The organism is Pedobacter sp. AC402, assembly GCF_979252805.1.
In genome coordinates, this window is sequence record NZ_CEEDAI010000009.1 from 1,426,489 (window position 1) to 1,448,344 (window position 21,856).

Here is a 21,856-nt window from a genome sequence, read left to right on the forward strand (position 1 = left end):
TGAGTAGTGAGGTGCAAAGATTGGAGGGCATGCCTCTAAACCTTGTACCGCACACTAAACTATAAATTCTCTAAATCTGTAACTGTTAATTTGTTTAATCCGCTTACTACTACATCGGCCTGCGTAAGCACACTTTTTTCGCCGATTCCAATGGCTTTCATCCCACCTCTTTTTGCGGCTTCTACGCCTGCAACGGCATCTTCAAAAACCACACATTCTTCGGGTTTAAAGCCCAAAAGTTCGGCACCTTTTAAAAAAACCTCAGGGTCGGGTTTTGATTTGGTAACCATATTGCCATCTACAATCTCATCGAAGAAATGGGCCAGGTGCGTTTTCTCCAGAATGATGCCTGAGTTTTTACTTGCTGAGCCTAAAGCCAATTTATAACCCGCTTTGTGAATGGCGGTTAAAAAATCAACTGTACCAGGTAATACTTCAGCCGGCGTCATCTTCGTGATCATATCTACATACCAGCTGTTTTTTAAACTGGCCAGTTCTTCTTTTTCTCGATCAGTTTTTTCTACACCACCCCAGCTTAAAATTTTATTTAAACTTTCTACCCGGCTAACGCCTTTCAACTGCTCATTCTGCGCTTCGGTAAAATCGAAACCCATGGTATTGGCTAAACGTTTCCACGCTTTATAATGGTAAACCGCAGTATCAACCAGTACACCATCTAAATCGAAAAGGCAAGCCTTTATTGAGGCAGAAGGCGTAAGTTTGAAGGTAGAAGGTTCTATATGACTATTATTTTGCATCTTTATTTTATATATTTTAATAAGTATCAGGTTTCAAGGCATAGTATTTATTTGGCAATAGGCAATTACCTTCCGCCTTAAACCCTCAACCTCTACCTTAATTCGAGCACTAAAGTTGTTTTAGCGGGCACTTTGATGTTTTTAAATTCGACGTTTTCTCCGGTAATTACATTTTTTGCAGTGGTAATTCCTTTTGTTCTTTCGGCAAAACGATCGGTATTTAAAGTTTTTTCTTTTTCAGTATTGTTTACAATAACCATTACCGAGCCTTTTAGTTCGTTGGTATAACGGAAATAAACATAAATATCATCCTGAGGCACAAATTGCATCAACTTTCCGGTTTGTAAAGCTGCACTGGTTTTTCGGAAATTTGCCAATGTTTTTACAAAGTTGAAAGCTTCATTCTCTTTGTTTGTACGACCATCAGCAATGAATTTATCCTTTTTATCATTCTTCCAGCCCCCAGGAAAATCAGAGCGGATTAACCCATCTGGATTGGAAAAATTTTTCATTAAAATTTCAGTACCATAATACATTTCAGGGATACCACGCATGGTAAGTAAAATGCTCATGCCCATTTTATATTTGTCGAAATCTTCGCCAACCATCGAATAGAAGCGGCTCATATCGTGGTTATCTAAAAAGATGCAATTGGTATTTGGATTTTTATAAAGAAAATCGTGTGCCAGGGTGGCATATAAACGGTTAATTCCATCTACCCAGCCGTTTTTACCATTAATTCCTTCGTAAATGGCATCTTTTAAAGTGGCATCGGTTATGCCTTGCAAGTGGGTGTCAAAACCACGGTTAACCGTATTTCCACCTGTAAAAAAGGCCTGATTGGCTACAGCAGTTACCAATGTTTCGCCAAAAACAGATAAATGCGGAAATTCTGCCTGCACTTTAAGTGCCCAGTCTGCCATGTAAGCCGGATCGTTATAGCCATAAGTATCTAAGCGCAAACCATCAATACCTGCATACTCAATCCACCAGATGTGGTTTTGGGTTAAGTAATTTTGCACATAAGGGTTAGTTTGGTTTAAATCGGGCATTGAAGGTACAAACCAGCCATCGAGCATTTGTTTCCGATCTGCCGCAGAGGCGTGTATATCCATTACAGTTTGATCGCGGTAACTGGTTTGCGTATATGTTGGCCACTGGTTCAGCCAGCTTTTCATTGGTAAATCTTTATAAAACCAATGTTGGGTACCAATGTGGTTGTGTACAATATCTTTAATCACTTTTAATCCTTTGGCATGGGCCAACTCTACATATTTTTTGTAAAGTGCATTTGTTCCATAACGGGGATCTATTTTGTAATGATCGGTTACCGCATAACCATGGTATGAAGCGTGTGGCATGTCATTTTCTACTTCAGGGGTCATCCAAACAGTGGTTACGCCTAAATCTTTAAGGTAATCGAGGTGGTTCATTACCCCCTGGATATCTCCGCCATGGCGGTAATACATGCTATCGCGGTTGAGTGCGGTTTCTGTTAAACCCTGCACAATGTCGTTGCTTTCATCTCCGTTCGAAAAACGATCGGGCATAAGCAGGTAAATAAAATCTTTATTGGTTACGCCCTGAATTCTGCCGGCACTTTTATCGCGGCTTTTAAATTCGTAAGCATAACTGAATATCTTTTTGCCATTTACCGAAAAATTAATTGGAAAGCTTCCTGGTTTTACGGTTTGGGCAATGTTTAAATCGAGAAAAAGGTAATTAGGATTTTCAACTTTGTTTACTTTTACCAGTTTTACGCCTGGGTAAGTAAGGCTTACTGTAGCATTGGCAATGTTATCGCCATGCACAAGTAATTGTAATTTAGGGTTGTGCATGCCTGTAAACCAGAACATAGGTTCTACACGCTCCAGCTTTTGTGCAAACAGATTGTTTGTTAGCAAAACAACCAATAGGGTAAAAATGGATGTTACGCATTTAAAAAAAGAAGTGTTAGTATGATTATGAATTGGAAACGGATAATTTGGATGGGTATGAGATCTGTTCATGCTAAAACTTTAAAGATTTTAAAAAAAGCCCTGCAGCATGTAACTGCAGGGCAGATAATAAGGATTAGTTTTTAACCATTGTAGCTTTTTTAGCGGCTACATCTAAAGTAATGGTATAAGTTCCGGGAACGGTTACGGCAATGTTATCGCCTCCAGTGGTTAAAGCAGTTATGCTACCACCGAGATTAACTGTCCAATCGTGTTTGAATCTGAATTTCAATGCACCAGTGGTTAAAGTGGTTTTAACGGAGTAATTATTTGATTTTCCATCATTTACCACTTTCATGTCGGTATCATTGTTCCAGCCACCCAAAGTTGCATCTCCAATAATCGACCATTCGTTCGGTGTTGTAAAAGCTATGGTTTTGGCATTTAAATCAACGGTTACCTGTTTCACTATGGCATCTGGTGATTTTAAGTTATCTCCTACGCTACTGCTGATTTTACCCGCACCTGCATCGCCATAGGCTACATCCCATTTTTTGGCAGGTGTAATTTTAAATTCCAGATTTCCTGCGGTATAAGCAATCATTCCGGTATAAATACCATTGCTTGATAGCGAAATTAAACTGTCTGCAGTAGTAGGATCCCAACCCTGATAAGCTCCGGGAGCATAAATCCATGCTGAAGCCAAATAAGGGGTTGCAGTAATCGTTATTACATTAGAATAGGTTATGGAATTTGCTGCAGCACCCGATTTTAATCTTACTTCTAATTGGGTTGAAGTACCAATTTTGCCACCCAAAGCCAACATCATATTATTAAAATCGTTTACAGTTGGCGAATATGAGGTGTTGCTGATTACATATTCTTTCGGCGCTGCGAAGTTTTTCCCTTTAAGATCGAACTGCAATGTAGAAGTTACCGGAATAGTATAACCTGTTACTGTTGGTGCCGGAAAAGTTAGTGTTAATGCTGGTTTTGCCCCGTTTGCCTGTACCAGACTTAAAGTAGTTGCCGAAGCTGTAAGTGTGCCTGCCGCACTTACATTGGAAACGGTTTGCGTTTCTTCTTTTTTACAAGACCATAGCGATAAGGTTATCAGACTTAAAGCAAGGGATTTTAAAAATATTGTTTTCATCTCTTATAAATTTTAAGATTAATAACCTGGGTTTTGAACCAAATTCGGATTAACGATAATATCTGCCGATGGAATTGGATATAAATTGCGGTACGCAGGAACACTGGTTCCTGATTTTACACCACCTTTAAATGGCCATAAATAGGTAGCACCTGTAAATTTACCATAACGTACCAAATCTGTACGGCGGTGACCTTCCCAGTATAACTCGCGGCCACGCTCATCTAAATAGAAATCAACTGTAAGTGAAGCTGTGGTTAAATTCCCGTTATTATTTCCATAAGCTCTTTGACGTAATGCATTTACGTATGTTAAAGCCAGTGCAGCACTACCTCCTGAACCTCCACGGGCAACTGCTTCTCCATAAATTAAATATTGTTCAGCTAAACGAAACAAAGCAAAATCAAGTGAGCTAAATGTTCCATTTAACGATGCAGGTGTAGAACCTGTTGAAGTAACATTCTTAAATTTTGTTACCCTTAAACCATCGGTAAAAGTGCCAATTTCATCAACCGTACTTTTTGCACCAAAGAAAACACCACGTTTATCCTGTGTTCCGTTTGGATCAGGAAATAGCGCAGGCAAATTCTGGCGGGTTCTGTTACCGCCCCAACCACCGTTTGGCACACCATAAGAAGCTGTACCCATATCGGCATTAATGCCTGCATTAATCAAAAATGTTGTACCACCATAGTTGGTACCGGTTACGCCATCGTAATTGATGGTTAAAATATTTTCAGTATTGTTAATGTTGTTATCAGCTTTGAAAAGATCCATATAATTGGCTTTTAAAGTGTAACCTGCATTAATTACCTTGCTTGAATAGGTAATGGCTTCTGTATATTTTGCAGTACCTGTGTATACTTGTGCATTTAAATATAATCTTGCCAATAATGCCCAATCGGCACCTTTATCTGCGCGGCCATACTCGTTTGAGCGGGCTTCAGCCAAATCGCCTTCTATAGCTTTCAATTCTGATTCTATATAAGTAAACAAAGCTGCTCTACTGGTTTGTTTAGGTGCAACTTTACCAATCTGATCATCTTCGGTAACAAATGGAGGATTACCAAAGGCATCCATCAACACCCAATATTGATAAGCACGTAAAAAACGGGCTTCTGCACGGTATCTCTGAATTGCAGTTGCATCAGCACCTGTTATGTTGCGAGAGGCCAATTTATCCGGTGTGCTTTCGCGAAGAAATTCGTTACAAACAGTAATCTGTAAAATACTTCTTGAGTATAAGCCACGTAAAAACTGGTTATCAACAGCCCAGGTAGAATTGTCTAGTTCTGGAATACCGGTATCTCCCCAGGCGCAGATAGCTTCATCAGTGGTTAACTCCTGCGAAGTCCAGAATAACCTTAAAAAATCTGCAAAGCCAGAGTTTAAGCCACCCACATCACTGTTATCGGATCCGGTAGAACTGGTAAGTGCATAGGTTGCATACAATTTAACCAAACTTTGTTTGTAACCTGCCGGTGTTGCATAAACGGAAGCAGAAGTTACATCGTTGGTAGGCAATACATTTAAATTGTCTTTTTTGCATGAATTTAATGACAGCAGTAATACGCCTGATGCCAATATTATTTTAAATGAATTTTTCATTCTTTATCTCTTTATTAAAACCCTACGTTAAACCCTAATGTGTATGTACGTGGCCTTGGATATAAGTTATAATCAATACCGCTGCTCAGTTCAGGATCGATACCTCCGTAATTGGTTACGGTAAAAACATTCTGGCAGTTTGCCGAAATCCTTAAAGTAGCTGTGCCGTTTTTAGAAAGCTTACCTGCATTAAAAGCTATACCTGCATTGTCCATTTTTAAGAATGAAGCATTTTTAACATAGTAATCGCTTAAAAACTGGTTGTTCTGGAAATTTGTGTTTAAAAAATCGCTTGATGCATTGTTGATCACACCAGCCGAGCTTAAAATATTAGCCCTGATACCGAAATTTGAAGAAACGTTATCGTAAACATAATTGCCAAGATTAGCCCTTAATGTTGTGGTAAAACTCCATTTTTTATAGTTAAAAGTGGTGTTAAATCCGAAAGTAACATTAGGATCGGCAGATTTATAAAAGTATTGGTCGCTGGTGTTTACCACGCCATCACCGTTTAAATCTTCATACACACCTTCCAATGGTTTTCCTGATGGATCGTAAACCTGTTTGTAAACAAAATATGATCCTGGAATCTGGTTAACGGCGTTGTATTTTAAGTGGATACCAGTACCGCCGGTAATGTCTCCCGCATCAACCTTGAATCCCGAATTAGGGTTTAAAGTTAAATTGGTAACTTTTCTTTTGTTGTAAGCAACGTTCACGCCAAAATCCCAACTGATGTTTTCGGTTTTAATGGCTGCAAAATTAATGCTGGCTTCAGCACCTCTAACATCCATATTACCAACATTGGTTGTTAATTCGTTATTGAAGTTGGTACCTACAGGGATATTGATTTTACTCAACAGATCAGAAGTTTTTTTGTAATACACATCAATACTTCCATATAAACGGCCTTTCATAAAACCATAATCCAAACCTGCGTTATAGGTGGTTGTGGTTTCCCATTTCAAATCCGGATCGTAAGCTGCCGGGGTATAATAGTTGTAATAAGTATTGCCAATCTGGTACTGGCCGGTATTGCTGTTGGCATAATATTTTGATAAATAATCATAATAGCCGATACCATCTTTATTTCCCGTTTCACCATAACTTAAACGAAGCTTTAAGTCGGAAACAGATTGACTGTCTTTTAAGAAATTCTCACCCGAAATTCTCCAGGTAAACGCTGCTGAAGGGAAATAACCCCAACGGTTCTGCTCAGAAAATTTAGAAGAAGCATCTGCCCTTAATGTTCCTGATAAGATATATTTATCAGCCAAGGTGTATATAAACCTTCCGTAGTACGACAATAATTTATCGCGATCTGTAGAGAAAGGGAAAACCGGAACTACCAGTTCTTCACCTGTTCCTTTGTATGAAGTAAAATTGAAACCCGTTTTCGAGTTATCGTAATAACCGTAACCAGCAGTTACATCAAAACGGCTTCTGATGCTTGCCACAGTGTGCGCATAGTTTAAATAAAACTCCGAAAGCTTATTGGTTTCGGTATTTAATGAGCGTGTATAAGAGCCTGAAGTAGAGATACTTTGCGCTGCATAAACCGGAACACTAACCGATCCGTAACCTTTGGATAAATCGTAACCTAAATTTAAGTTGGCATGCAACTCAGGCAAAAAGTGAAATGAATAATCGAAACGTGCATTACCGAAACTTCTTTCAGCATTGCCATTGTTATCGTTTAATCTGATTAACCCTACCGGGTTACGTGGTGCATTTGGGTTAACAGAACCATCGCTTCTTAACCATTCGAAATAATTTCCGAATTTGTTATTGGCCGTTACCTGTTGTGTTGGATCGAATTGAATGGCAGAACCTACAGCACCTGCATTGGCAAAATGCGATTCGGTTAATGCACCTTTTAAATTCAGATCGATTTTTAAGTGATCTTGAAATAAGCGTGGAGAAATGCTGATTGCCCCGGTACCGCGAGAAAATTTATCGGTAATTAACAAACCCTGCTGATCTAAATAGCCAGCAGAAACACGATAAGGAACACCTTTAAATGAACCTGCAATGCTTAAACTGTTATCGGTAGAAAATGCATTCTGGTAAATTTCATCTTGCCAGTCGGTATTTGCATTGCCCAACAACGCAGTATATTTTTTACCATCATCGTATGATGCATTGGGATTGGCGTTTACAAAATCGCGGATTTGGCCAGAAGATAAAATATTAACTTTTTTAGCTACGGTAGCGATTGAGTTGTTGGTACTAAAATTAAAAACCGGAGCACCTGATGCACCTTTTTTAGTAGTGATTAAAATTACCCCGTTTGATGCTCTTGATCCATAAATGGCCGTTGCATTGGCATCTTTTAATACAGTAAAGGTTTCAATATCATTAGGGTTTACCAATGATAACGGACTTGGCGCATTACCAATAGAGTTGCCACTGAACGGCACCCCATCAATTACGATAAGCGGATCGTTACTTGCATTTAAAGATGCACCACCACGGATACGGATGGTACTACCAACACCTGGTTGCCCGCTGTTTGAGATAATGTTTACCCCTGCTACCTTACCCTGAATTAATTGCTCGGGTGTAGTAATGGTACCTTTTTGAAAATCTTTCGAATTTACTGTAGTGATAGATCCCGTTAGGTTTTTCTTTTCGGCAGTACCATAACCGATTACCACAACTTCGTTCAGTTTTTGTGCATCTGGCACCAATTTAAAATCAACAGTTGCATTTGCCGAAACGCTAACTGCTTTATCAAGGGTTTGATAACCGATAAAACTTGCAGATAGGGTTACCGAACCGCTCGATAGGCCTGCAAGTTTAAAATTACCGTTTCCATCAGTTGATGTACTTCTTGTTGTACCTTTTACAACTACAGAAGCACCGGGTAGTGGAAGGCCGGTTTCATCAAGCACCTTACCAGATACTGATCCGGTTTGTGCTTTTACCATTAATGCTGAAAAAACCAACAGCACCAAAAGCCCCTGTTTTAACAGGTAAAATACTCTCATATTTGAAGCTCGTTTAAGTATAAAAATTTGGTTAAATATTATAGTGATTTACACATAGGACTAATTTACAGCTGTTATGGAGATTTCAAAATTTATTTAAAAAATATATTTGGCGCAGCAAAAGCTTAATAAAAACTAGTTCAAAAATCTGTTTTTTTGTACCCATAATAAGTCACATTAAATAATTGTTAAATATTTAATTAATTATAAATCAATTACTTATAAATGTTAAATTTCAAATTAAAGTGTAAATTCTACACTAAGCCATTTTTGAGGCTTTTTTCGGGAACGTTCCCGAAAAAATTAGATCAAAATTTAGTCATCTTTCGGGAACGTTCCCGAAAATCGGTCAGAATTCTGCGTATTTTACACTAAGTGAAGAAATTTTTTGAGAATTTGGAGTTCAAAACAGCCCCGTTTTTAAGGCCGTTTTTTAATCTTTTTTTGTCGAATTCCGTTTAATGATTTTCGACTCTAAAACCACCTCATTTGATTCGTTTTTATCAGCATGATCATCTAAAATAGTAAACAGTAATTTTGCGGCCTGCTCCCCTATTTCAGCTGCCGGCTGAGTGATGGTGGTAAGCGAAGGGTTTAGCAATGGTGCAATTTCCAGACTGGAAAAGCTGATTACTTTTAAATCTTTGGGAATATTAAGGTTGAGGTCGTAACAGGCATAATATGTAGCAAAGGCCAAACGTTCTACCGAAGTAAAAATGCCGTCTGGTTTTAACTGTGTTAAGGCATTTTTTATGATAGTGCTGTTCTCCTCATAACTATTGCTGCAATCTACAATCAGGTTTTCTTCAAAAGGAACCTGATGTTTGGCCAATGCATCAATATAACCCTGCATACGTGTTTTACCGATTGATAAACTTTTATTCACCACCAGGTAGGCAACACGTTTACAGCCCTGCTCTATTAAATGCTCGGTAGCCAAAAAGCTGCTGTTATAATCGTTGGTAATTACCCTCGGCGTATCAATATCTTCGTAAATCCTATCAAAAAATACCAGGGGCAATCTTTTAGCACCAAACTTATTCAGGTAATTGTGGTCATTTGCTTCACCAGAAACCGACATTACAATACCATCAGCTCTTCCGTTGTGTAAATGCCGTATAAAGTTGACTTCTTTTTTGTAATCATCATCCGTTACATAAATCAGAATGTGGTAGCCATTTTCACGCGCTACGCGCTCTATACCGTGAATAGCCTGCGAGAAATAATTATTGGCCAGCTCGGGCACAATAACCGCAATAGTTTTACTTTTCTGTTCCCTTAAATTACTGGCGTAATGGTTTGGCTGGTAGTTTAATTCTTTCGCTTTAGATAATATGCGTGCTTTGGTAACATCATTAATGTCACTATTATCTCTAAAAGCCCTCGAAATTGTAGAAGTAGATAAATTTAAAGCTTCTGCTAACTTCTTAATATTAATACTATCCATTTTGGCTATTTAACTCAATTAATTTGAATTAATGCTGTAAATATAAACTATAAATGCACCAAATATTTGTTAAGAACCACAATTTATCAATTTATAGCTATTGCCCGATTGCAAGCAATGCCAAGATTAAAAAAGTGACGACCGCCAAACCAATAAATTATTCAAATAAATATTCATTTTTTTTAAAACAAAAAGCATCTTTACAGCTTTAATAAAAAAGCATCTTTACAGCTTTAATAGTAATACTATTAAACATTTTCGCACCTACCTACGCTAAACGAAACTGAATGAAAATAAAATTACAAAATGGCAAATAAAAAAATACTCATCGCAGATGATGATGAGGGCATTGTTGACGCTGTTACTATGATTTTGGAAGTGATGGGTTATGACGTAGAATATACGTATGATGGTGGTGCGGTAATTGATGCTGTAAAAAACAGACCAGATTTAATCTTACTTGATATTTGGATGAGTGGCCACGATGGCAGGGATATATGCAAGCAACTTAAAAACGACCCCGAATTTATGGCGATTCCCATTTTAATGATTTCTGCCAGCAGAGATATCAGGCAATCTGCAATGGACGCCGGCGCAAACGATTTTATGGAAAAACCATTCGAAATGGATTCATTGCTGAATAAAGTAGATATGTTGCTGAATTAGACTGATATCGTTTTAAAAACCTCATCCTGAATTCATTACAAAGGCGAAAATCGTTTTTAATTAAATATTGTCTAAAACTTACCATTAATTATCCCTTATAATCACAAAGGCAATAGAACCCTAAGATCATTACTTTAATTTCTTAATGGTCAAACTTAGTTTCCTGAGTACATCTTAGTAAAATACCTCGTTTTAAAGCCTGCTTCTATATTTATAAATCTTCATATCTGATTGATTCATTGTTCAGCAGTTTCTATCATTCACATTCCTGGTTTTCATTTGTGTAAAACGATTGCAACAGGCAATATTATGTAAAGAAAAAAATCTTATATTAAAATACTAAAAAAAATAGCGAAATTTAGCTATTCTACATGCCCGATGAAACCTCAATAGCGTTAAGAAAGATAATCCACATTGATATGGATGCTTTTTATGCATCTGTAGAGCAACGCGATTTCCCCGAATACCGAGGTAAACCACTCGTAGTTGGCGGTAAACCCGATAGTAGAGGAGTGGTATCTACAGCCAGCTATGAAGCCCGACAATACGGAATCCGTTCGGCAATGCCATCAAGCAAGGCTTATCAGCTCTGTCCATCGGCCATTTTTGTATATCCGCGGTTTGATGCATATACTACTGCCTCTAAAGCCATTAGAGAAATCTTTAGCCGTTATACAGATCTTATCGAACCTTTATCACTAGATGAGGCCTACCTTGATGTTACCGTAGATAAATTGGGAATTGGCTCGGCAATCGACATTGCACAATCGATTAAAGATGCAATTAAAAATGAGTTAAATTTAACAGCTTCAGCAGGGGTATCTACCAATAAATTTGTGGCTAAAGTAGCGTCTGACATGAATAAACCCGATGGCTTAACGTTTATCGGGCCTTCGAAAATTAAGGCTTTTATGGAGAAACTCCCCGTTGAAAAGTTTTTCGGAGTAGGCAAGGTTACCGCAGCAAAAATGAAAGCCATGCAGATTAATACTGGAGCGGATTTAAAAAAATTAACGGAATCGCAACTGGTTGCTCAATTCGGAAAATCAGGGCAGTTTTATTATAAAATAGTGCGTGGCATTGATGAACGCCCGGTTAGGGCAAACCGCGAAGCCAAATCTGTAGGTGCCGAAGATACCTTTTCGGAAGATACCAATGAAGATTCGGTAATGCACGACCTATTGAAGCAAATTAGCGAAACGGTGGCCACCCGACTAGAAAAACACCAGCTGAGTGGCAAAACAGTTACCTTAAAAATTAAATTTGCTGATTTTAAGCTCATTACCCGCAGTCGCTCTTTTGCTACGCCAATAAATAAAGCAGAAGTGATTTACGCCGAAGCCATTAAACTTTTAGATGAAGCAGCAATTGGCACAACACAGGTAAGGCTTTTAGGAATAACTTTATCAAGGTTTTATGATGATGTAGTGATCGAAAAACCTGAAGATAATCAGCTGGAGTTTGAGTTTTAAAAATACTGTTGGCCATTGTTATACAGGCTTTTATAGCATAAAACCAATCTTCATGCGCTATTTTGAACTTAGATAAGGCATTTACTTACAGGGCTGACGCTTTAACAGGGGCTAAATCAGCTAGTAAATTATTTTTTTTTGTTATAGGGAGCAAAAAACCTTAGTTTTCAAACTAGTTTTTTTGGTCGGTGATACACCAACCGATAGGTCAATCGAAAAACAGTGTCACCTTGAGCATAGTATAAGGGCATAGCCAAATAGAAAGGAATAATTACACAATCTTTATTTTTTGGAGCGCAAGGCCTGTACATAATAATACGTTTCCGCCCGTTTTGCGCTTTTACGCTTCGCTGCCTCGTACCTCGTTGCTGCAGGGTAACGCTTCAACCGGGGCTAAATGGCCAGAATAGCATTCCATTTTGAGGGTTGCAGGGAGTAAAACTATTGTTTAGCTTGGTTATTTCGGTCGGTGAGACACCGACCGATAGGTCAAATAATAAATATCTCCTGCTTTATACAACAACATTAATTTCGGAAGATGAGACTCCAAACAAGAGTATAGCCCAGCATTAATATATAGAATTATCTATGCGGTCTGTGGGGACACAGACCATGGGAACAAAAACAAAAAGGTTCTACAAATTAATGCAGAACCTTTGATTGTTAATTTATAGGTAATCTTATTTGCCAGCTAATTTATCGGCAAGCATTTTCATATAAAAACCGCCTACAACACTTCGGGCTTTAAAATTATCACGTATACCGGTATTTGAATCATAAAAATCGTTAAGCGGCACTCTCGAATCGGTTTCAATGGCATGTTTGTAAACTGGATGTACCAAGGCTTCGAATTCTTTTTGTGTTGGGGCGAAAGTAGCTGTCCACAAAATCCAATCGTTTTTTGTATATGCTTTTCTGCTATCCAACGGAATGCCATACCTGTTTTGTTTGGTCAGGTAATATTTGGTTTCGGTATCGTAAATTTTCTGAGGAAACAGATTTAAATTTAAAACCTTATCCCAAACCAGGTTATATTTTTGGCTCCAGGTATCTTTATTGTCGAAAGTTAAAGCATAGTGATCGCCTGCATCAGCCATGTCAATCCATTTTGGCACCATACTTTCAGCAATTGCACGGTATTTTTTAGCCACATCATCATAACCCAATGTTTTAGCCATTTGTGCATAGCAGGCAATACCCACAATCGCTTTTACCGATAAATTGGCATTACGGGCAAGGTGACCGGCAAAATCATCGGTACAAAGCTGCGTTTTCGGATCTAATCCTTCTTTTGTTAAATAATCAACCCAGGTGGTTAATGTTTTCCAGTGCGCTTTTGCATAATTAGCATTTCCTTGCGCTTTTGCAATGGCGGCAGTTAAAATAATCATGTTACCCGATTCTTCCACAGGCATTGGCTCACCATAAGTTTGTCCGTTTGCCAATGGATATGTACCTAAATCATGAGCTGCCCATGGATGGGGATATTTCCCGCTTTCGCTGAAATAAAAAATTCCGTTCAACATGCCCTGTAACAATTCTGGCTTATATATCAGGTATAATGGTGCTGATGGGTAAGTTACATCAACAGTATTGATAAAACCACCACTGTTGTTTTCTTTTGATAACCATAAAATTTCACCTTGCTGACTTTTAACCAAAGTATGTGCTGCAATGCTCTGGCGATAGCCTAAAACACATAAATCTGCATATTCTTTGCCACCTGATTTTAATGCATCGGCATATAAAGTTTTGTTAAAAGCTTCGCATTTCTGAATCACATTTTTGTATTCATCTGCTGCTGCAGTTAATTGTGCTTCTATGGTTTCTTTACCTTAGGTGTTCCACCATGGCCTTAAATTTTTATTAAAATACTGAACTGAATAAATTTCATCGTAGCCCAATTCTACATATTTTTCTACAGGGGCCTTGCCTACCGCACCGAAAGGAACAATTGTATTTAGAGCCAGCATTTTGCCCTGCTTAGCTGTTGAAGCAGAATTACCTTTTCTAAAAGCATCTGATGCATCTTTTTCTGCAGTTACAAATTGTATTACATTACTTGCTTTTGGTGCAGCTACATAAAAGTAACCCCAATCAATACGCATATCATCACTTGCTTTTTGTAGAATCGGCTGTTCTACTGTACCTGTTTTTAGCACCGATAACTTGGCGGTACTGTATTTGCTTGCGGTAACTTCTTGCGTAGGGCGGTAAACGGCAATATTTGATGATGCACTTAGCAAAACTTTTACCTGGTGCGTTTTACCATCATTGGCTTTTACCTGGTAAGAAACATAAGAAACCGGACGGGCAAACAAGCCCAAATCTTGCATTAATAATGGCGAAGTAAATGTTAATTTAAGATCTATTTTACCACAAGTAAAGTTATAAATGGTTTGTGTAGCATTAATATCGACACTTTTTTGCTTTGCAACCTGCACCTTTTCGGCATTATCTTTCAGTTTTTCAACCAAGCCAAAATCAAGGAAACGGCCACCAGCGGTATTTAATAAGTGGATTGCGATTACGTTTGCACCTGCTTTTAATGTGCTTTTATCACCATTGCTTAAAGCGATATATTGGAAACTGTTTGTCCACCCTTCTTTGTTATAAATTTTTTTCCCGTTTAAATAAACTTCAATGTTATCATCGTGGTTTATTTTTAGAAAAAGTTCATTTATAGATGCTGGATTAGCAACATTAAAGGTTCTTCGTACCCAGATATCGTGAGATTTCCAGAGGGTTTTAACATTCTTTGCATCATCGCCAATGGGTGCTGCACCGGTTTGCCAGTTGCTTGCAGTATATTGCTCAGCTTTCCAATCGCCCTGAGGTTCTGTTTCAGTATATTTTACTTCATATCCTTTTTCATCAGAAGCGGGTACAACAGTTTTGTAAGTAGTGGTTTCTTTACCTAAAAAACGATAAATATTGCCATCAACGTTAATCATACCCAATAGAGAATGATCGGCACCTGTCCAGTGTTGCGTAGCAGATTCATTTAATTTATCGGTGGTAGACCAGATACTGAAATAGGTATTGTGCGTGATTAAGGGATAAGCCGGGGCTTTTCGCTCCTGTGCCTTAAGCAAACTGCCAATAAACATGCAGCCCAGTATGCCTATGCGTTTAAAAGTGTTGATTTTGTTCATAATTTGTGTGTGTATTGAAATCTGATATTATATTCTGGTTAGATTTTAACTATAGTTAAACGTTTTACTAAAGTATAAAATATAATTAACTTTTAAGCGTGAATTAAAACTTTTAATTGTCATTTAGACAATTAAAAATAAACTTCAAAAAAATACATGAAGTTTTTAAGCTCCATGTATCTTTCAAATTGTGTATAAGGGTAAAATGAATTAGGGTTGTTTTTTATTGATTGTCCACTCAGATAGTTGGAAAACTCTACTTCCTCTGTTGGCTTTAATGTATAAACGATAGAATTTATAGGCTACAAAATTGTCGAAATAATATCTTTTGGTTACATTTCTTTCGCCTTGATTTGGCCAAGGACAAGTGGTTACCGTGTGTAAATCGGTATATTGGATGCCATCTAACGATCCTTGCAAAATCCAATACCTTGGGTCTCTATCCTCGGCATCATTTCCTGAAGTTAGCGTATAAGCACCAACAACCTGTGGCGTTGCGAGTTCGAAAGTACACCTCTGGGTACCATCAAAACCTGCTTGCAAAAATTTGGTTTTAATATCATTATCAACCAGTTTTTTTGATCCCTCATTAGAATCGGCACCTGCACCTGCTTCGAGGTTTACCGAAAATTTACCGCCAATAGTTTGCATATAATTTTCGCCAATTTTGGTTGGATCGAAATTAGGATCTACAATATTTAACAAAACCTCTTTAGAAGCTGAATAACCTTGTCCGTTTCTGGTGGTTAAAGTAACCTTATATTTGCCTGGAAAACGATAAACATGCTTTGGATTAACTGCTACTGATGTACTATCATCGCCAAATTGCCAAAGCAATGTTTTATAATTGGTAGAGCTTCCGGTAAACTGATATTCTAAAAACTTGGTTGGGCTTGCTACCGCGTAATCAAAACCTGCTGTAGGTTTAGGTTCATCCACTACCGGAATCACCTCTTCTGCATCCTTCTTACACTTTACTGTTGTAATTACAATAAGTATTAAAAGAGATAGAATACTGAATAATCTTTTTGTGTTATTTTTCATATCTTATTAATATTTAAGGTGTTGGAAATAATTGAGATTTTGGTATTACTCTTTTCGACAAGATATCAGGTACTTCAATTTCTAAATAAGCTTGCTGCCCACCTACATTTTCACGGTGATGTGCCTCAATTGTATACCGCTTGCCGCGCTCTAAAAATATGGTGCCCTTACGTGTATCTTTATCCCATTGGGTGGTATAATCGTTTACTAAGGCAACTCCGTTTACATATAATCTTGATCCATCATCCCAACGGGTTTGATAGAAGGTGTAAGTGCCACGTACCGGAGCCAAAAACTCACCTTTCCATCTGGTTGCAAAATTATCTCTGCTTAACTGCGTTCCGCTGGTATTTTTAACATTATCCGGCCATCCATCACCACTAAAGTTAATGGTTTCATCAACCCTTGTTACAAATGGTGCACGCCCGTCATCCGGATCCAATTGTGTATTGGTATAATATTTTGCAGTTAAACCAGTCCCGTTTCCGGTGATATAAGAATTGTTATCCAAATTTACATTCGGATCTATCACCACAATTAACTTGCTTTTTGTTGGATGAATTACGTGGTTTGTTGCATCGCTGATATTTAAAGCAAATGCAAATTTCTTATTTGCAACAATATTCGCATCAAATACAGGCCATGGGATCTGAAGCCTTACGGTTGCACTTGTTGCTCCTGTAGCAAATCGAACTAAAGTATCAAGTGAATAATCTTTCGCTGCCAGATGGATTGCATCCGCAGGTAAAGTTCCTTTTCCCACTAAAGTGGCAATGGTATCTATGTTCTCTTTGATTTTTACATTAAATGCTGTAGATGGCTGGTTTTCCAAACTTATTGTAAGCGGTATGGTTACTCCTGCCGGACCTATAATGTACTTGCCTTGATAAACCACGGTATAAGTACCACCCCCATTTAAGCTTAGATAATGGATATCAGTTGGTTTTAACAGCTCGGCAGTATTAATTATCACTACAATAGTAGATTTACCCGCTGCAATTTTATTTCCTTTGCCCGGGGCCGAAAGTTTTAAGGCAAAAACAACCTTTTTACCATAATTACGCTCCAATACTGACCTACGTACAATGGCAATACCCTCGCTGTTATCTGTTCCAAAGGCTACGTTGATTACGTTCGGATATTCTACTCCGGCTGATGGCATAAGTATGCCATTCGTAATTGAACCATTTTTAATTAACTGGGTAACGGTATCGTTATTTAAAGTTAAACCAACCTGAAATGCTTCTTCTGCAATTCCTGTTAGGGAAATTTTGAAAGGGACTTTAACAAATTCGTTGTCGATAGAAACATTTCCGGCTACAATGCCATCTCCTGTAATACTCCTGGTATTGGGATCGGGGAGTTTTAAATCCTCTACCTGTGATTTGCGGCAAGAATAAACACCAATAATGCTTAGGCTTACCAATGCGATGTATATAATTTTTTTCATTTTATGATATGTTAATTATCGAATAATCCTTATTGATCTAACCAAACTCGGCCATCTAACCTCCAAGATTGCTTATTGGCAATTTTTAACCAGTTTATAACCTGTGCGGGTATATCTGAAGTTTGCGGAACAAATATGGCCAGTGTTTCTGGTGCTGGCGGGCAGATTAAATCGTTAAAATTTTCCCAGGTATAAATTCCCTGAAATTTGAAATCATGTGCCTGAGAACTCAAGTCGGCCATAATGTTGCCGTTACCATCAGTTGCAGGCCAGTATCCTACCAAGAAATTAAAGTATGGATGGCTCTGATCAATAGAGGTTTGACAGGCATAATTACTGATCATTCCATCTGGAACAGAAAATTTAAAGAAACGGATATCACTTACATATACATCAGGCTCTCCATGGCCATTGCCGTTTAAATAACCTAATTTTAAGGAATTTGAGTTTGCTAATGAACCTGATCCGGTAATTTCTACTTCATTATTAAAGCTACCGTTGGTATAGGTACGAACAAATCTTTGGCCATTACGCACCTCGATTTTAGCGGTTAAATTTGTCCATTTTCCTTTGCTAAAACTGCCTCCCCTACATTGATGGTAATCTCCATCCTTGGTACCTCTCCATTCGAAATACCAATAATCTTCTTCCAGATAAATTACCCAACCCACACTTGGGTGACCGCTAGACCACTCGTTACGTTTACCCAAAACACTTGGCCAGAAAAATTTTTCTTCATTCTTTTTAACCTTAAGCTCTATGGTTACTTTTGTGGTATCGTCTATATTGTAAACGGTCGCATCAACGCTATCAATTTGCGCCCTAACATCTTTCCCTTTAAAGCGGATTGTTTTACCTAGGTACCGGTTTCCGGTAAATGGCTTGGTAAGAATCCGTTTGCTATATGTTGGCGTATAATAAATAACAAATGAGTTGGCTTTAGGCTGGCTAAAAATGGTTTGATCATCGGCATTTGGGGGCAAGGTAAACTGGCCGCCTGCACTTGATGCAATAACAACCAACCATTGTTCATTATTGTAATTTGGTCGTTTTGTTAAAGCGGCCAAAATTTCACCTACCGAAGTATCGAATTTTTCGATAGCTGTTTTATAAGCCGGATAAGAAATGTCGTACCCGGATGCTGCTCCTGCTGCATTAATCCCAGTAAAATGGCCCGACAACAACAGTTGCTGTATCGCTGTTTAAGTTACTAATCAATCCTGCTTTTACGGCATCATCATTTGCCACCAGGCTACTTACATCAGCTCCTGTTGTTAATGATTTAAATACAGTTGATGAAGTGTAGGTAACAATTTTACTTTTTGCACTCGTTTCTTTAATTCTGTTAAAAATTATTGGATAATTCTGCAGGTCGTTATTGGTTAGCGCATCGGTTGTAACTTGATGTTTATCTTTTGAAACACCGGTTAACATATTGGCCCAATTGGTTGCATTTGCGGTTGCATCAAGGTCGCTTAACCCCACCCAACTGTAAATGGAGTGTGGTAAAATTGCATCGATATTTGGTGTATTGGCATCTAAAACCGATTGGCCCCTTGCTCCATCAACAATTAAATAGAGCACCTTACGGTTTCCGTATTTTACAGTTGTGGTATCGTTGGCATTCTTATCTCCAATTGTTCTGTCGAACTCCTTATTACAAGAAAATATAGCCGTAGTGATTATTGCTGCGATTAAGCCAATCAATAATTTATATTTTTTCATCATACTCATCCTAATTTATATTTTGGTTAGCTTAATCTATTATTCGATGGTTACCCTAATAATGTGATACAATGGTAAATTATCAAAACGATAAAATTCGCCGATTAACAATAATGCTTTTTTACCATCTGCAGATTTTGTTTCTATAACATCAGATAATTTTCCTGTAAACGGACCTGTTGCATTGTATCCTTTTGCCAATGTACCTGATGGCGTTAAAACCATAAAACCGTTTCTGGTAATAGCTCCATATTTTATAAAAGATCCGCTTACCACAATTAATCCGTTATTAAGCTGTTTCGCAAAACTAGGATAGCCTCCTTCAAATGATCTTGAAGAGAATGTTTCATCTAAAGTTCCGTTATCATTTAGTACGGCCAAACCAAATGCTGGTTTACCATTATATTGGCTAAAAATTCCGGTAATTACATATTTTTTTGTAGTTGCATTATATACACACGAAATTATGGAGTTATCTGCTCCTGAGCCAGGAGTAAAAGTAGGATCAATGTTTCCATCAGGGTTTAACCTCACAATGCGATTGGCCGGCTGACCATCAAACGTATTAAAATTACCGAATACAACCAGTTTTTCAAGTTTTTCTGCATCGGTATGCATATAAGTATAGGAACGTCCGTTTGCACTTTCTTTTCCCTTATTGGTAACGGTGTTAAAACGGAATGTTTTATCCAGACTGCCATCTAAATTAAAGCGTAAAATCTGTCGAATTTCTGTACTGTCCAATATTACAGTATCCCTTGATAAATCGTAATTAAACTTATCGTAAGTTCTTTTTACGTAAAACCTAAAATCGCCGGTTGCTAAAATTTTTCCCTGGTGTTTGTATACACGGTCAATATAACCATTTGTACCACCATTAAACTTCGGAAACCACTTTTGCGTAACAGTGTCGGTTGCTGTTGGTTTTCTTTTAGTCTGAATTTTTACAGTGTCAATTGCTCCACTTGTAAACAAACTGGTAATATTGCTGATGTTATCAGCACGCTGGTTAAATCCGCTAAAGCCACCTGCTACAATAAAACGGTTACCAATTTCTACAATACTGGATAAGCCTCCATTTGCACCTTTTCCGGTACGGAATGTACGGTCATATTCACCATCAATTGATGTTCTAGCGATTCGGTTAATTGGAACTACACCACCTTTATTATCGAAGTTGGTAAAATTACCAACAACAATTGCCCGTCCATCAAGCATTTCGTAAAACTGGCTTACATACCCATTAGTACCGGCCGTAGCTTTAAAAGTAGGGTCGACCTGGATAAGGCCGGTTACGGTAAATGTTGGGCCAATAAATAATTGATCGCCAATGGCGATAGACGTAACGCCTGTACTTCCAGTTTCAGGAACTTTAACTTTTATTTCAGTAGCGGTTACACTAAGTACTTCGCCTTTTTCGCCATTGAACATAAAGCTCAACTGATCTTTATATTTATCAAAGCCTGATGCTTTAATGGTTACTGTTGTACCCACCAGCCCTACTGCCGGAACAGGGATATCAGTTTGCGAAATGGCCACACCCAGGGGTGATTTTGCATCTGCATAAGGATCGGGGATCACTTCATCTGCTTTTTTACATCCTTGAAAGCTAAAAGCAATCAAAGTGATTATTGCGAGTATAAATTTAATATTTTTCATTGTTTTATATCTTGAGGTAAAACCTGTTATGACTTATTTTGTGGGATCAGACGGAGCTAAACCACTAAAATATACGTCGCTGTAAAAATCATCGCGGTTAAATCCAAAATAGGCGCCGTTTACTATATCATTAAAGGCTAAAGCATGTACTACACCATTGGTAGGTTTTATATCTGATGATGATACTTTATTTATACGCCAATCATCATTAGGCTTTGAAGCATCTGGTATATAAGTTAAATTTAGTTGGCGGTACCCGATGTATTTGATATTGTTTGCGGTGGCATAGGTTACGCCAATGTTGGCAATGTTGCCTGCAAGCGAATAGTATAAGCCACCCGGATAAACTGTCCTCACATCAAAATCTATCTGTTGATAGTCTTTTAACCTGTTTACCCCTTTAAACATATAGCGCATTAAATATTTTTTCCATATCGCCGGGCTAATCTGATCCAAAGTTTTAACGGTATCTTTTCCTGAGTAATAAAGAAAATTATTTAACCCATCAGTTCTAATTGTTCCAATTGTTCTTTTAATAACATCATCATCGAATGCAAAAAAAGTGAAGTCATCATTAGAAAACGTACTTTCCAAGCCCGCCAGCTTTACAATTTTAGCTACAGTATCAAAAGGAACTTTTTTAGCCTGCAGGTACTGAAGCATGTTACCTTTAAAATTAGGATCAGCCAATCCTCCATCACGATAATATTCATCACGTTTACAAGCATTTAATATAAGCAGTACAGCAGCACAAGCAAAAATTAGCTTTTTCATATATCTTTTATTATAATA

16 protein-coding genes are annotated in these 21,856 nt (G+C 37.9%); 2 read left to right on the plus strand and 14 right to left on the minus strand.

Going from position 1 to position 21,856, the window contains the following annotated elements; translation table 11 throughout:
- Nucleotides 1–59 precede the first annotated feature (59 nt).
- The 6 genes from pgmB to AC0IWE_RS17175 form a co-directional block, all read right to left on the minus strand.
- Nucleotides 60–758 carry a beta-phosphoglucomutase gene (gene pgmB, locus AC0IWE_RS17150; RefSeq protein WP_471793969.1) on the minus strand — a complete coding sequence of 233 codons (699 nt, stop codon included), beginning with the start codon at nucleotides 756–758 and terminating at the stop codon, nucleotides 60–62.
- Between the two features lie 92 nt (nucleotides 759–850).
- Nucleotides 851–2,662: a glycoside hydrolase family 13 protein gene (locus AC0IWE_RS17155; RefSeq protein WP_471793970.1), complete on the minus strand. Its 1,812-nt coding sequence runs from the start codon at nucleotides 2,660–2,662 to the stop codon at nucleotides 851–853.
- A gap of 169 nt (nucleotides 2,663–2,831) precedes the next feature.
- Nucleotides 2,832–3,848 (minus strand): SusE domain-containing protein, encoded by a 1,017-nt coding sequence (locus AC0IWE_RS17160; RefSeq protein WP_471793971.1) that lies wholly within the window; start codon nucleotides 3,846–3,848, stop codon nucleotides 2,832–2,834.
- A gap of 18 nt (nucleotides 3,849–3,866) precedes the next feature.
- On the minus strand, nucleotides 3,867–5,456 hold the full coding sequence (locus AC0IWE_RS17165) for a RagB/SusD family nutrient uptake outer membrane protein (RefSeq protein WP_471793972.1): 1,590 nt from the start codon (nucleotides 5,454–5,456) through the stop codon (nucleotides 3,867–3,869).
- Between the two features lie 14 nt (nucleotides 5,457–5,470).
- Nucleotides 5,471–8,446, minus strand: coding sequence for a SusC/RagA family TonB-linked outer membrane protein (locus AC0IWE_RS17170; RefSeq protein WP_055908288.1), 2,976 nt, complete (start codon nucleotides 8,444–8,446; stop codon nucleotides 5,471–5,473).
- A 433-nt stretch (nucleotides 8,447–8,879) separates the two neighbouring features.
- Nucleotides 8,880–9,893 carry a LacI family DNA-binding transcriptional regulator gene (locus AC0IWE_RS17175; RefSeq protein ID WP_055908291.1) on the minus strand — a complete coding sequence of 338 codons (1,014 nt, stop codon included), beginning with the start codon at nucleotides 9,891–9,893 and terminating at the stop codon, nucleotides 8,880–8,882.
- Nucleotides 9,894–10,199: 306 nt separating this feature from the next.
- Here AC0IWE_RS17175 and AC0IWE_RS17180 point away from each other — a divergent pair, with 306 nt between their 5' ends.
- Together AC0IWE_RS17180 and dinB are read left to right on the plus strand one after the other, a co-directional pair.
- Complete coding sequence (locus tag AC0IWE_RS17180) at nucleotides 10,200–10,559, plus strand: response regulator (RefSeq protein WP_055908293.1); 360 nt, start codon at nucleotides 10,200–10,202, stop codon at nucleotides 10,557–10,559.
- A gap of 419 nt (nucleotides 10,560–10,978) precedes the next feature.
- Complete coding sequence (gene dinB, locus AC0IWE_RS17185) at nucleotides 10,979–12,031, plus strand: DNA polymerase IV (protein WP_471793973.1); 1,053 nt, start codon at nucleotides 10,979–10,981, stop codon at nucleotides 12,029–12,031.
- 680 nt (nucleotides 12,032–12,711) lie between these two features.
- Here the strand turns inward: dinB and AC0IWE_RS17190 are convergent.
- The 8 genes from AC0IWE_RS17190 to AC0IWE_RS17225 all read right to left on the minus strand — a co-directional run bounded on the left by AC0IWE_RS17190 (nucleotide 12,712) and on the right by AC0IWE_RS17225 (nucleotide 21,838).
- Nucleotides 12,712–13,812 (minus strand): glutaminase domain-containing protein, encoded by a 1,101-nt coding sequence (locus AC0IWE_RS17190; protein ID WP_471793974.1) that lies wholly within the window; start codon nucleotides 13,810–13,812, stop codon nucleotides 12,712–12,714.
- A gap of 54 nt (nucleotides 13,813–13,866) precedes the next feature.
- Nucleotides 13,867–15,186: a DUF5127 domain-containing protein gene (locus AC0IWE_RS17195; protein WP_471793975.1), complete on the minus strand. Its 1,320-nt coding sequence runs from the start codon at nucleotides 15,184–15,186 to the stop codon at nucleotides 13,867–13,869.
- A gap of 210 nt (nucleotides 15,187–15,396) precedes the next feature.
- On the minus strand, nucleotides 15,397–16,230 hold the full coding sequence (locus tag AC0IWE_RS17200; RefSeq protein WP_471793976.1) for a PKD domain-containing protein: 834 nt from the start codon (nucleotides 16,228–16,230) through the stop codon (nucleotides 15,397–15,399).
- 13 nt (nucleotides 16,231–16,243) lie between these two features.
- Nucleotides 16,244–17,680, minus strand: a complete 1,437-nt coding sequence (locus tag AC0IWE_RS17205; RefSeq protein ID WP_471793977.1) for a PA14 domain-containing protein — start codon at nucleotides 17,678–17,680, stop codon at nucleotides 16,244–16,246.
- Nucleotides 17,681–17,709: 29 nt separating this feature from the next.
- A complete protein-coding gene (locus tag AC0IWE_RS17210; RefSeq protein WP_471793978.1) occupies nucleotides 17,710–18,861 on the minus strand; it encodes a DUF4983 domain-containing protein in 1,152 nt (383 codons plus the stop codon).
- The gene (locus tag AC0IWE_RS17215; protein ID WP_471793979.1) at nucleotides 18,836–19,408 is read right to left on the minus strand and encodes a hypothetical protein; all 573 of its coding nucleotides are present in this window, start codon (nucleotides 19,406–19,408) and stop codon (nucleotides 18,836–18,838) included. Before AC0IWE_RS17215 ends, AC0IWE_RS17210 begins: the two co-directional genes overlap by 26 nt.
- Nucleotides 19,409–19,444: 36 nt before the next feature.
- Complete coding sequence (locus tag AC0IWE_RS17220; protein ID WP_055908312.1) at nucleotides 19,445–21,064, minus strand: DUF5008 domain-containing protein; 1,620 nt, start codon at nucleotides 21,062–21,064, stop codon at nucleotides 19,445–19,447.
- A gap of 33 nt (nucleotides 21,065–21,097) precedes the next feature.
- Nucleotides 21,098–21,838, minus strand: coding sequence for a hypothetical protein (locus AC0IWE_RS17225; RefSeq protein ID WP_157255400.1), 741 nt, complete (start codon nucleotides 21,836–21,838; stop codon nucleotides 21,098–21,100).
- Nucleotides 21,839–21,856: the final 18 nt, after the last annotated feature.

Bases quoted from the DNA above. Each gene is read 5' to 3' on its own strand.
- AC0IWE_RS17220 (WP_055908312.1), bottom strand. From the start codon at position 21,064: ATGAAAAATATTAAATTTATACTCGCAATAATCACTTTGATTGCTTTT.
- AC0IWE_RS17170 (WP_055908288.1), bottom strand. From the start codon at position 8,446: ATGAGAGTATTTTACCTGTTAAAACAGGGGCTTTTGGTGCTGTTGGTT.
- AC0IWE_RS17175 (WP_055908291.1), bottom strand. From the start codon at position 9,893: ATGGATAGTATTAATATTAAGAAGTTAGCAGAAGCTTTAAATTTATCT.
- AC0IWE_RS17215 (WP_471793979.1), bottom strand. From the start codon at position 19,408: ATGATGAAAAAATATAAATTATTGATTGGCTTAATCGCAGCAATAATC.
- AC0IWE_RS17165 (WP_471793972.1), bottom strand. From the start codon at position 5,456: ATGAAAAATTCATTTAAAATAATATTGGCATCAGGCGTATTACTGCTG.
- AC0IWE_RS17200 (WP_471793976.1), bottom strand. From the start codon at position 16,230: ATGAAAAATAACACAAAAAGATTATTCAGTATTCTATCTCTTTTAATA.
- AC0IWE_RS17205 (WP_471793977.1), bottom strand. From the start codon at position 17,680: ATGAAAAAAATTATATACATCGCATTGGTAAGCCTAAGCATTATTGGT.
- AC0IWE_RS17160 (WP_471793971.1), bottom strand. From the start codon at position 3,848: ATGAAAACAATATTTTTAAAATCCCTTGCTTTAAGTCTGATAACCTTA.
- AC0IWE_RS17195 (WP_471793975.1), bottom strand. From the start codon at position 15,186: ATGAACAAAATCAACACTTTTAAACGCATAGGCATACTGGGCTGCATG.
- pgmB (WP_471793969.1), bottom strand. From the start codon at position 758: ATGCAAAATAATAGTCATATAGAACCTTCTACCTTCAAACTTACGCCT.
- AC0IWE_RS17225 (WP_157255400.1), bottom strand. From the start codon at position 21,838: ATGAAAAAGCTAATTTTTGCTTGTGCTGCTGTACTGCTTATATTAAAT.
- dinB (WP_471793973.1), top strand. From the start codon at position 10,979: ATGGATGCTTTTTATGCATCTGTAGAGCAACGCGATTTCCCCGAATAC.
- AC0IWE_RS17180 (WP_055908293.1), top strand. From the start codon at position 10,200: ATGGCAAATAAAAAAATACTCATCGCAGATGATGATGAGGGCATTGTT.